This window comes from Flavobacterium sp. HSC-32F16, assembly GCF_024171645.1.
Taxonomy (GTDB): Bacteria; Bacteroidota; Bacteroidia; order Flavobacteriales; family Flavobacteriaceae; genus Flavobacterium.
The window spans coordinates 215,145-227,596 of the sequence record NZ_JALKAC010000002.1 but is presented as its reverse complement, the minus strand read 5'-3'; the positions used below and the strand labels follow the sequence as shown (position 1 = coordinate 227,596).

General features: G+C 30.0%; 11 protein-coding genes. 7 read left to right on the top strand and 4 right to left on the bottom strand.

The window, feature by feature from the left end; translation table 11 throughout:
- Window position 1: 1 nt before the first annotated feature.
- The gene (locus L1276_RS07520; protein ID WP_253786486.1) at window positions 2-313 is read right to left on the bottom strand and encodes a hypothetical protein; all 312 of its coding nucleotides are present in this window, start codon (window positions 311-313) and stop codon (window positions 2-4) included.
- On the bottom strand, window positions 304-519 hold the full coding sequence (locus L1276_RS07515; RefSeq protein WP_073484141.1) for a hypothetical protein: 216 nt from the start codon (window positions 517-519) through the stop codon (window positions 304-306). Before L1276_RS07515 ends, L1276_RS07520 begins: the two co-directional genes overlap by 10 nt.
- A gap of 142 nt (window positions 520-661) precedes the next feature.
- Between L1276_RS07515 and L1276_RS07510 the strand changes: the two genes are divergently transcribed.
- From L1276_RS07510 to L1276_RS07490, 5 genes are all read left to right on the top strand, one after another.
- Window positions 662-2,779, top strand: a complete 2,118-nt coding sequence (locus tag L1276_RS07510) for a glutamine--tRNA ligase/YqeY domain fusion protein (RefSeq protein WP_253786485.1) — start codon at window positions 662-664, stop codon at window positions 2,777-2,779.
- A 1,093-nt stretch (window positions 2,780-3,872) separates the two neighbouring features.
- A complete protein-coding gene (locus tag L1276_RS07505; RefSeq protein ID WP_253786484.1) occupies window positions 3,873-4,352 on the top strand; it encodes a hypothetical protein in 480 nt (159 codons plus the stop codon).
- A 78-nt stretch (window positions 4,353-4,430) separates the two neighbouring features.
- Entirely contained in the window at window positions 4,431-4,757 is a 327-nt protein-coding gene (locus L1276_RS07500; protein ID WP_253786483.1) for a YtxH domain-containing protein, read from the top strand.
- A 77-nt stretch (window positions 4,758-4,834) separates the two neighbouring features.
- The gene (locus tag L1276_RS07495; RefSeq protein WP_253786482.1) at window positions 4,835-5,185 is read left to right on the top strand and encodes a competence protein; all 351 of its coding nucleotides are present in this window, start codon (window positions 4,835-4,837) and stop codon (window positions 5,183-5,185) included.
- 5 nt (window positions 5,186-5,190) lie between these two features.
- Complete coding sequence (locus L1276_RS07490; protein WP_253786481.1) at window positions 5,191-5,445, top strand: DUF6327 family protein; 255 nt, start codon at window positions 5,191-5,193, stop codon at window positions 5,443-5,445.
- 20 nt (window positions 5,446-5,465) lie between these two features.
- Here the strand turns inward: L1276_RS07490 and L1276_RS07485 are convergent, their stop codons facing one another.
- Window positions 5,466-6,449: an SPFH domain-containing protein gene (locus tag L1276_RS07485; RefSeq protein WP_253786480.1), complete on the bottom strand. Its 984-nt coding sequence runs from the start codon at window positions 6,447-6,449 to the stop codon at window positions 5,466-5,468.
- Between the two features lie 133 nt (window positions 6,450-6,582).
- On the bottom strand, window positions 6,583-8,088 hold the full coding sequence (gene gltX, locus L1276_RS07480) for a glutamate--tRNA ligase (protein ID WP_253786479.1): 1,506 nt from the start codon (window positions 8,086-8,088) through the stop codon (window positions 6,583-6,585).
- A 164-nt stretch (window positions 8,089-8,252) separates the two neighbouring features.
- Between gltX and L1276_RS07475 the strand changes: the two genes are divergently transcribed.
- On the top strand, window positions 8,253-11,657 hold the full coding sequence (locus tag L1276_RS07475; protein ID WP_253786478.1) for a DUF4175 family protein: 3,405 nt from the start codon (window positions 8,253-8,255) through the stop codon (window positions 11,655-11,657).
- Window positions 11,654-12,073: an rRNA maturation RNase YbeY gene (gene ybeY / locus L1276_RS07470; RefSeq protein ID WP_253786477.1), complete on the top strand. Its 420-nt coding sequence runs from the start codon at window positions 11,654-11,656 to the stop codon at window positions 12,071-12,073. The genes L1276_RS07475 and ybeY overlap by 4 nt, the downstream gene beginning before the upstream one ends.
- Window positions 12,074-12,452: the final 379 nt, after the last annotated feature.

Sequence of the window (12,452 nt, the reverse complement as noted above, 5' to 3'; positions counted from 1 at the left end):
TTTATAATTTTATTCTTGTAGTATTTGGATCTTGGTAATTAGAAGTTACAGCATGAACAGCAACTATTTTGTTAATTTCATCAACTGTAAAATGAATGGTGTAGGGGAATTTCTTTAAAGGTAAAGTACGAACAATGTTGTATTTTTCTTCAAAAAGAGGAAATGTTTTTAATGTTAGAGCATAGTTTTTAAACTCTTTATAAAATAATTTGCCTAAACCTTTTTTTGTAGATTCATAATAAAAAGCAGCTTCATCTACTTCTAGTTTTGCTCTAGGAAGAATTATGGTTTTATAATTTTCTTCTACAGCCATTTTTTATCTAATTCTTTTAAAGCATCATCTAGAGGAATATAATCTTCTGGTTTAGAATTTTTTATACGTTCTAAAACCATTTCTTGCTGCCATAGCGGAATTTCATTCTCAACATTTTCATCAATAGAAACATCAGGAACATGCTTGAAAAAACTAATAAAAGTTTCGTAAAAATCGTCTGGAATTGTAACAGTTAATTGTCTCATAATTCTGAATATTTATACAAAAATACTAATTAAATTAATTTTGAGTTTCAGGTTTAACGTTTCATGTTTTCTGCCACTTAAATAACTTTAAACCTGAAACCTGAAACCTTTTTTTTATCTTTGCTAAAATTACTATAAAATAATGGCATCAGAAGAGAAATCACTCAATTTTATTGAACAAATCATAGAGGAAGACGTAAAATTAGGTCTTTCAAATACTAAACTTCGCTTTCGTTTTCCACCAGAACCAAATGGGTATTTACATATTGGACACGCAAGTTCTATTGCGTTAAATTTTGGTTTAGGAATTGATTATCAATCTCCTGTGAATTTACGTTTTGATGATACAAATCCAGAAAAAGAAGAACAGGAATTTGTTGATGCTATTAAAAAAGATGTAGAATGGCTGGGTTATACTTGGTCTGAGGAACGTTATGCATCAGATTATTTTCAACAATTGTATGATTGGGCCGTTTTATTAATTAAAAAAGATAAAGCGTATGTGGACAGTCAATCTTCTGAAGATATGGCGATTCAAAAAGGAACTCCATCTACAACTGGAACCGATTCTCCATATAGAAATCGTTCTGTAGAAGAAAACTTAGATTTGTTCGAAAGAATGAAAAATGGTGAATTTGAGGCTGGTACACATATTCTTCGTGCAAAAATTGACATGAAATCAACAAACATGTTGATGCGTGACCCAATTATGTATAGAATTTTACATAAAGAACATCATAGAACTGGAGATGCCTGGAAAATTTATCCAATGTACGATTGGGCACACGGTCAAAGTGATTATTTAGAGCAGATTTCGCACTCATTTTGTACACTTGAATTCTTGCCTCACCGTGAATTATACGATTGGTTTTTAGATCAAATTTTAGACGAAAATAAACTGCGTCCAAAGCAAAGAGAATTTGCAAGACGTAACTTATCACATACTGTTGTTAGTAAAAGAAAATTACAGCAACTAGTTAAAGAAAAGCATGTTAACGGTTGGGATGATCCAAGAATGTCAACAATTTCTGGGTTAAGAAGACGTGGTTATACCGCTGCATCTTTACGTAATTTTGCTAATACAATTGGTATTGCAAAACGTGATAATTTGATCAATGTTTCGGTTTTAGAATTTTGTATTCGTGAAGATTTGAATAAAATTGCACCTCGTGTAATGGCTGTTTTAGATCCTGTAAAACTGGTAATTACCAATTATCCAGAAGGAAAAGAAGAGTGGTTGGAAGCCGAAAATAACCAGGAAGATGAAAGTGCAGGTTTTAGAAAAGTGCCTTTTTCTCGTGAATTATATATTGAAAGAGAAGACTTTTTAGAAGAAGCTCCAGCTAAATTTTTCCGTTTGACTTTAGGCAAAGAAGTTCGTCTTAAAAATGCTTATATCATTAAAGGTGAATCTGTTATAAAAGATGCTGAAGGAAATATTACAGAAATTCATGTAACTTATGATACTGATTCTTTAAGCGGAAGCGGGACAGAAGCAAGCCAAAGAAAAGTATCTGGAACATTACATTGGGTTTCTATCAACCATGCATTAGAAGCCGAAGTTCGTTTATACGATCGTTTGTTTACAGATGAAGCGCCGGACAGTTATAAAGACAAAAATTTCTTAGATTTTGTAAATCCAAATTCATTAGAAATTGTAACTGGATTTGTTGAACCAAGTTTAGGAACAGCTCAAAATGAAGACAAATTTCAGTTTCAACGTTTGGGTTATTTTACTGTTGATAAAGACTCAACTGCTTCAAAATTAGTGTTTAACAAAACTGTTGGATTAAAAGATGCCTGGGAAGAAAAAGGGAAAAAAGAAGAAAACAGTATTAATAATTCTTTAAAAGAAATCAACAAATATTTTAAAGTTGAGACAAAACCAGAACGTATTGCCATTGAAAGTGCGATAGGGGAGAACATCAAAAATGTTTCTAGTTTTTCACTTTTACAAAATACATTAAAGAAAAATATCAACAATAATAAGGCTTCACTGTTGTTTTCTCAATTTATTTTGAAATATTCAACTTGGAAATCTACAGATTTTGAGGAAGAAGATGTGAAGAAATTATATTCTATGTCTTTAAGAAGTGAATCGACTTATGTAAGATCAAAAGCACTTTTAAATTTAAGAGATATTGAAAATGTAAGTTTCAAAAATCAATATGATGATGAAATTTTGAAATTATATTCAAATCCTCCAAAAAATGCATCAGAAAGAGAAAATGAAATTCTTGCCGAGATGGTAAAAAAATAAAATAATTAGAATCTATGGAAAAGCGCTTTTTAAAAGTGCTTTTTTTATTATATATATAATTGATTAAAAATATTTTTATTATAAATTTTATTAATTAAAAATGACTTTCATAAATTAATTTTAATACACTTATTTAAATAATCTACCTCATTAATCCTTTTTTAAATTATCTTTTAATAGAAGCTGTAATTTTAAGTTTTTACTTTTTTTGATCAAATTTTAGATTTTTGAACTGTTTTCGCTGTGAAAAATTTATTTCTGTTTTCAATTTCTAATAAATAATTAAAGTTGATTTTATTTTTTAATTTAATAGATTTATCTAATAATTTATAAAATTGATTGTATTTTATATTTAATAAATTTTATAGATTAAAATCAGCTTTCATAAATTAATTTTAAAACGCTTTTTCATTTTTTGCATCTCTTGAATCCTATATTTTAAAATATCGTTTCAAAAGTTCTTATTTTAGTTTTAGCTTTTTTTATGGTCTTTTTCATTTTTAAAGAGCGGTATTTGAGTTTTATAATCATTACTTTAAATTATATGATATAATATTTTATAAATATTTATTATTATTTATTTAATCTATTATAAATTATTTTTTAATAATTTATAATTATTAAAAACAGCCTTCATAAACTTATTTTAAGACCATTTTTTAAACTAGTTGATATATAACTCATTTTTTAAATTATTGTTTATTTAGGGTCTTTATTTTAATTTTTGACGTTATTTTTGTCAGTTTAACGGGTTGTTAACATACAATTGTTTATAAAGTTGCTATTTTTAACTCATACCAAAGTCAGAGATGATTTTATAAAAAATTGATATTTCCGATTAGATTCCAAATTGAATTGCTGCTCAAATAAAAAAGATGCTTTTTTATTTAGTTTCAATTCTCAATAGAATTCTTGAAAAGACAATTTTATGTTCTGTTTTTTATTATGATGTGGTTTTGATAATATTTCGCGTAAAAGGTATTTTTCAGATTACTTCATAATTATGAAATTTCCATAGCATTCGTTTTAGGTTATTATTGTTTTTGTAATTCAATCTGAAAATTTTAATTATTAAACTTAAAATTCAATTATCATGAAAATTTTATATTTTACGCTGGCGGTGTTATTTGCAAATATTGCAATTTCTCAAACACATCAAATTACAAAACACAATGGGGAACAACTAGATGTTAATTTCATTAAAAATGAAAATGGTTTAATTTACTATTCGTTGAACGGAAGTTCTGAAGAAATTAAAATTAGCAAATATGCTGTTTCTCAAATTACTAATAAACAATCAAAACAAACTCAGAAAATTTCTGATAAAATAATAGTAGATTCAAAAGACGATTATAAAATGGTAACTGTTTTGCCTCAGGAAAAGACAATAGGACTGAAACAAGCTGCTAGTTTTACAGGTGTCTCGACAAGGACAAAAGGTGAACCGCCAATTGCAAATCAAAAGCAAACTGCTATGAGAATCAAAACTAATTCAGCTTCTAACGGTTATCCTTTTGTGAGCATTGTTGAAAAAGCTGATGGAAAGTATGAAGCAGTTTCTTATGTATATTAAGTTTACGTAAATTACTTTTAGTCAGTAATTTATTATTTAAAAAAGAGTATCTTTATTAATCACTTAAATAAGAATAATATGTCAAATAATTCAAATACAATTGCAGCGATTTTGGCTGGTGCTGCAGTAGGTGCAGCCATTGGAATTTTATTTGCTCCAGATAAAGGATCAAAAACTCGTGCTAAAATTAAAGAAGGAATTGATGATGCAAAACATAATTTGCAGGATTCTTTTGAAGCAGGTTCTGAAGTACTGCGTGAAAAATATAAAGGCGCAACACAAAATCTTGACGGAACTTTAAATGATTTACTTTCAAATGTAAGTCATAAAACAGAAGAAGTAATCACTTTTTTAGAATCTAAATTGGCTGATTTAAAAGAACAGAACGCTAAATTTCAAAAATAAAATCTATACTAGAAGCACATAACTTGCTTATTTTTATAAGAGGGTTTTGTGCTTTTTTTTATTTAAAAAATTTAATTATGGCATTTGAAGAGTTAAGAGAAAACACTGAAAAAATTCAGGATCAAACTAAAATTTACATTGACAGTCATTTGGCTTATTATAAACTTTGGGGTTTTAAAGTGGCCATGAAATCAACAACTTTAATTTTCAAATTTACTTTGATATTATTATGTTTTAGTATGGTTTTACTTTTTGGATCTTTTGCTGCAGCGTATGCTTTTGGAGATTTATTAGGAAGTAATGCTTTGGGATTTTTGGCAGTAGGAGGGATCTATCTTTTTTTTACCATTTTACTTTTCTTTATAAAAGATAAGATTGTTGAAGGTCCAATTTTAGAGAAATTTTCAGAAATATTTTTTAATGATTAATGATTATGGAAAATAAAAAATACTCATCTTATGCTGAAATTGACAGAGATTTGGAAATTCTGAAATTAGAAAAAGATATCAATTATCAGAAATTAGTTTTGAATTTTCAGAAAACAAAAGAAAGTATAACACCACAAAATATTGTAAACGGATTTGTTTCATCTTACACAGATTACTTTAAAAATTCGTATCCACAAATTTTGCAATCTATTTTACCATTTGTAATCAATTGGTTTATAAATAAAAAAAGAGGCAGTTAAGCCTCTTTTTTATTTTTAAATTATGATTGAACTTCTGGTTGAATATCATCTTCGTAACCAGATTGCGGATGATTTGGTTTAGGTTTCTCTATTTTTTTATTGTGCTTTTTCATCATTTCACCAACCTGGTTTGATGCAGAAAATGAAGCAACCATGTTATTCAACATATCACTTCCGGCTTGTGGAGAGTTAGGTAACAAAATTAAATTCGAATTTGCATCAGCTCCAATTGCTTGTAAAGTATCATAATGCTGGGTTACTACAATTAGGGCAGAAGCTTCCTGAGAATTAATACCAACATTGTTTAAAACTTCAACACTTTCTACAAGACCTCTTGCAATCTCACGACGTTGATCTGCAATACCTTGACCTTGTAAACGTTTACTTTCAGCTTCAGCTTTTGCTTTTGCAACAATTCTAATTCTTGAACTTTCGGCTTCAAATTCGGCGGCTGTTTTTTCTCTGTCAGCAGCGTTGATTCTGTTCATTGCATTTTTTACCTGAATATCCGGATCGATATCTGTAACCAAAGTATTGATGATATCATATCCATAAGTAGACATTGCTTCATTTAATTCACGTTTTACTGCAACGGCAATATCATCTTTTCTTTCAAAAACATCATCCAGTTTTAGTTTAGGAACTTCGGCACGAACCACATCAAATACATAAGAAGTAATTTGATCGTGTGGATATTCCAGTTTATAAAAAGCTTCGTAAACTTTTTCCTGAATCACTTTAAATTGAACTGAAACTTTCATTTTGATAAAAACATTGTCTCTGGTTTTGGTTTCGATGATTACATCTAACTGTTGAATTTTAAGGTTTACACGTCCGGCCAATCTGTCGACTAACGGAATTTTAAGCTGTAATCCTGAATTTCTAACACTCTGAAATTTTCCAAATCTTTCGATAATTACAGAAGATTGCTGTTTTACTGTAAAGAAAGAGGACATGAAAATGAAGAATGCCAATACTAAAAAGATAATAAATGCTGTACTCATGGTTATATAGTTTATATTTTTGATTTTGGTAAATTACGAAAATTCCTCTAAAATAAAATTTTAAAACATTAAAAAAACGCTAAGAACATTTGATGGATGTTTCTTAGCGTTTCTATTTTAAATTGAATTTTAATTACAAAGTTGCAATTGCTTTCTGAATTCTCGAAATAGTTTCTTCTTTTCCAATGATTTCAACAATGTCAAATAGGTGAGGACCTTTTAAAGCTCCAACCAAACTCAAACGGAAAGGCTGCATTACTTTACCCATTCCAATTTCGTTTTTAGTTAACCAATCTTTTACAATAGTTTCAATGTTTGCAGAAGTAAAATCTTCAATATTTTCAAGAATCGAAATCAATTCTTTCATTAAAGAAGGAGTTTCTTCCTTCCAATTTTTGCTTGCTTTTTCATCATAAGATGTTGGAGCCTGAAAAAAGAAATCAGTTAAATCCCAAAATTCAGAAACGAAATGAGCTCTTTCTTTAATCAAAGAAACGATTCTTGTTACATCATATTTAGAAATATCAACACCTTTTTCAACCAAAATAGGAGAGAAGCTCTTCGCTAAATCGGCATCATTTTGTTTGATTAAATATTGGTGATTGAACCATTTGTTCTTTTCAGGATCAAATTTTGCTCCCGCTTTATGAACTCTGTTTAAGTCAAAAGCTTCTACTAATTCTTCTAATGAATATAATTCTTTCTCTGTTCCATCATTCCAGCCTAACAAAGCAAGGAAGTTTACAACGGCTTCCGGGAAAAATCCTTTCTCTCTGTAACCAGATGAAATCCCTTCTTCCGTTTTCCATTCCAATGGAAACACAGGAAATCCTAATTTATCACCATCTCTTTTAGATAATTTTCCGTTTCCAACCGGTTTCAAAATCAAAGGTAAATGTGCAAATTCTGGAGCATCCCAACCAAAAGCTCTGTATAATAAAACGTGAAGAGGCATCGATGGTAACCATTCTTCACCACGAATAACATGTGAAGTTTCCATCAAATGATCATCAACAATATTCGCTAAATGGTAGGTTGGCATTCCATCACTTTTAAACAAAACTTTGTCATCAAGTAAACTTGTTTCGAACTTAACATCACCACGAATAATATCTTTTAAATGTAAAGTTTCATCAACCGGAGTTTTAAAACGAATCACATAATGTTCTCCATTTGCAATTCTTTTAGAAACTTCTTCAGCAGAAATTACTAAAGAGGTATCTAACTTTTCACGAATCGTATGATTGTAAATAAATGTTTTTCCTTCCGCTTCTTGTTCTTTTCTCAAAGCATCAAGAGCTTCCGGTGTATCAAAAGCATAATACGCCCAGCCCGAATTGATCAATTGATCTGCATATTTTTGGTATAAATCTTTACGATCACTTTGTCTGTACGGTCCAAATTTTTCATTTTTTCCAACCGTTTCTTCAGGAGAAATTCCCAGCCATTCCAGCGCTTCCATAATATAAGCTTCGGCACCCGGAACAAAACGAGTCTGATCTGTATCTTCAATTCTCAGATAAAAAACACCGTTATGTTTTTTTGCAAATAAATAATTAAATAGGGCAGTACGAACTCCGCCAATATGTAATGGTCCAGTCGGACTTGGTGCAAAACGCACGCGAACTTGCTTTGACATTTGTATAAAATTTTGATGCAAAGATACGTTTTATGATTTTAGATTTTAGAATGTTGATTTTAGATTTTCCAATCTTAGAACCTTAGCGTCTTAGTAACTTAGAATCTTAAAAGGTATTATTATAATTACTACTTTTATGGGTTATAATTAAAAGAGATTTTATTTTGAAAACATCATCTGCAATATATCAGAAGTTAGAAGGATTTATAAAGAAATATTACATGAACGAATTGATAAAAGGAGCACTTCTTTTTATTGGTTTTGGACTTTTGTATTTCTTGTTTACACTTTTTATAGAGTATTTTCTTTGGCTGAAACCCTTAGGAAGAACACTTTTATTCTGGATATTTATTGCAGTAGAAGTTTTTCTGTTATTTCGTTTTATCTTATTTCCAATTTTTAAGTTGTTCAAACTTCAAAAAGGAATCGATTATAATCAGGCTTCGGCCATTATTGGAAATCATTTTACAGAAGTAAGTGATAAACTAACGAACTTTTTACAGCTTTCTTCAAATGAGAATTCAGCAGAAAGTTCTGAATTGATGTTGGCTTCGATCGAACAAAAAGCAAATTCATTGCAGCCAATTCCGTTTGGAAATGCCATCAATTATAAATCAAATAAAAAATATTTGCCATTAGCATTGATTCCAGTTTTGCTATTTGCAGTGTTTTTTGTTTCAGGAAACAGCAATATAATTTCGCAAAGTTTTAATAGAGTAGTGCATTTTAATTCTGCATTTTTACCACCGGCTCCTTTCAAATTTGTGGTTTTAAATGATAAACTTCAAACAGAACAAAACAAAGATTTTATTGTAAAAGTAGAAACAGAAGGAAACGTTGTTCCAGAAAATGTGATGATCCATATTGGTAACGAAAGCTATTTTATGGAATCTTCTCAAACCGGAAAGTTCGAATTTAAGATTGAAAAACCAACAACAGATATGCAGTTTTCATTTGAAGGAAATTCAGTTTCATCAAACGAATATGAATTAAAAGTTATTACAGTTCCATCGATTGCCAACTTCGAAATGGTTTTGAATTTTCCATCTTACCTAAAAAAGAAATCAGAAACGATTCAGGGAACCGGAAATGCAATCGTACCAGAAGGAACAATTGTAACCTGGAAAATGAAAACGCAGTCAACTCAAGAGGTAGTTTGGAAAGATGAAAACTCAATTTTGAAGTTTAATAAGGCCGAAAATGAGTTTAAATTGGCTAAAAATATTAATCAAAATACAGAATATCAAATTCTTACTTCGAATAATAAGGTTAAAAACTATGAGAAATTAGACTATCAGCTGTCAGTTATCAAAGATCAGCATCCAACAATTACCGTTTCGCCAGCACCGGATAGTTTAAAATTAGATAAGAATTATGTTTTAGGAAGATTGGGAGATGACTACGGTTTATCAAAATTACAAGTTGTTTATTACGAACATGGCAAACCACAAACTGCAAAACGAGGAACCATTCCTGTAAAGCAAGGAGTGTTTGATCAGTTCGTTTTTAACTTTCCAAGTAATCTTGCAGTTGAAGAAGGAGTATCTTATGAATACTATTTTGAGGTTTTTGATAATGATGCATTGCACGGATTTAAGAGTACAAAATCTTCTACATTTTCAGATCGTGTTTCTACAACAGATGAAATTCAGGATGCAGAATTGCAACAGCAAAATGCCAACATTAATAGTTTATCAAAATCATTAAAGAATCAGGAAAAGCAATTTTCTGAAATGGATAAACTAAAAAATACCGGAAAAGAAAAAGATAATTTAGAGTTTAAAGATCAGCAAAAAGTAAATGATTTTATCAAACGTCAAAAACAGCAAGACGAAATGATGAAGCAGTTTGCTGAAAAAATGAACAAGAATTTAGACAAATACAATACAGAGAAGAAAGATAAAACTGCCGAAGATTTACAAAAGCGTTTAGATAATGCCGAGAAAGATTTAGAGAAAAATCAGAAATTAATGGACGAGTTGAAGAACCTAAACGATAAATTAAACAGCGAAGAGTTGTTTGATAAGATGGAAAAGTTCAAGCAAATCAGTAAAAACCAATCTCGTAATTTAGAACAATTAGTCGAATTAACAAAGCGTTTTTATGTAGAAAAGAAAGCAGAGCAAGTTGCAGAGAAGCTAAATAAGTTAGCAGAAAAGCAAGAACAGCTTTCTAATAAAGATGCTGAAAACACAAAAGAGAAACAAGACGATATCAATAAATCATTTGACAAAATTCAAGAAGATCTTAAAGATTTGAAAGATGAAAATAATAGTTTGAAATCTCCTTTGGATATTCCTAAAGACGCTTCAAAAGAAAAAGAGGTAGAGAATGATTTGAATAAAGCTTCGGAAGAATTGAATAAAAAGAATACTTCTTCGGCTAAGCCAAAACAAAAAAGTGCTTCAAAGAAAATGAAGTCAATGGCTGAGCAAATGAGTTCAAGTATGGAAGGCGGAGAACAAGAACAATTAGAAGAAGATGTTGCCATGCTTCGTCAAATTCTGGATAACCTTTTAGCATTTTCATTATCACAGGAAGATGTAATGAAACAATTTAAATCGATGAAATTAGGTTCTTCTGCTTATACGAAGAACATAAAAATTCAGCAGAATTTAAAACAACAGTTCCGTCATGTCGATGATAGTTTGTTTGCAATGTCATTAAGAAATCCAAAAATTGCAGAAGATGTGACCAAAGAAATTGGCAACGTACAATATAATATGGATAAAGCAATTGAGGTTTTAACCGATGTTCAAATCCCAAAAGGAGTTTCACATCAGCAATACGCTGTTTCATCTGCAAACAAATTAGCCGATTTTTTAAGCGACCTTTTAAATAATATGCAGATGCAAATGTCTAAACCGGGAATGGGAAAACCAAAACCAGGAGACGGACAAGGAATGCAATTACCCGATATTATTCAAAAACAAAAAGGTCTGGCTGATAAAATGAAAGAAGGTATGAAGCCGGGAGATAAACCGGGAAGTGGTCAGCAAGGAAAAAGTGGAGAAGGAAAACAAGGTCAAGGCCAAGGTAAAGAAAGCGGACAAGGAAAAGGTGGACAAGGAAAAGATGGTAAAAATGGTCAGGGTAAAAATGGACAAGGTGGCAAAGAAGGAGGAAAAGGTAACGAAGGAAACGATGGTGAAGATGGAGAAGGAGATGCTGAAAAGATAATGGAGATTTACAAAGAGCAGGTTAAACTTCGTGAAGCTTTACAAAAAGAGTTAGCTAAAAAAGGATTAGACATGCAAGGAAGATCTGCAATTGAACAAATGAAAGCTTCAGAAAAACAGATTTTAAATAAAGGATTTAAGAATGAGAACCTGCAGAGAATTTTAAATATTCAGCAAGAATTATTAAAATTAAACAATGCAGTTCAGGAACAAGGGCAAGATACGAAGCGTCAATCTGAAACCAATAAGGCTGAATTTTCTAATCGTTCAAATGCGTTACCAAGCTCATTAACTGATTATTTAAATAGTGTAGAAATTTTAAATAGACAATCGCTACCTTTGCGCTCGAATTTTAATCAAAAGGTTCAAGAATATTTTAATACAAAATGATAAACTTTAATTACGAAACCGAATTTTCTCTAGACAATGAACAAGCTTTAACAGATTGGTTAAGCGCTGTTATTGTTTCTGAAAAGAAGAATGAAGGAGAAATAAATTATATTTTTTGTGATGATGAATACCTGCACAAAATAAATGTAGAGTATTTAAATCACGACACACTAACAGATATTATCAGTTTTGATTATACAGTTGGTAACGAATTAAACGGAGATATTTTTGTTTCTGTTGAAAGAGTAGAAGACAATGCAAAAGATTTTAATGTTTCTTTTGAAGAAGAATTGAAACGTGTATTGGCTCACGGCATTTTACATTACTGTGGATACAAAGACAAAAGTGATGCAGATGCAGAACTTATGCGTTCAAAAGAAGATGAAAAAATCGCGATGTTTCACGTGGAACAGTAATTAAACATCTTTTTTAAAATCTATAATATGTTTCACGTGAAACATATTGTGATTGAATTACAAGTAAGCGTTCCACGTGGAACGCTTAAAAAAGAGTTGAGATTTTACGGAACAATGAATTAAATAATATGTGTTCCACGTGAAACATATTTAGTAATTATTAGATTGTATTTTAAATTTTACAATAAATAGTTCCACGTGGAACAGTTAAAAGATTTTTTTTATTGTTTTTTAGCGTGTTTTGAAGAAGAACAATATTTGTAATAATGTTTCACGTGAAACATTATTACAAAAAGAAGATTATTTTTTTAGTACTGATAATGATTTTAGAAAGTCTTTTTTATAGAGAGTATCTTTTAAAAGAATATATAAATCGAGA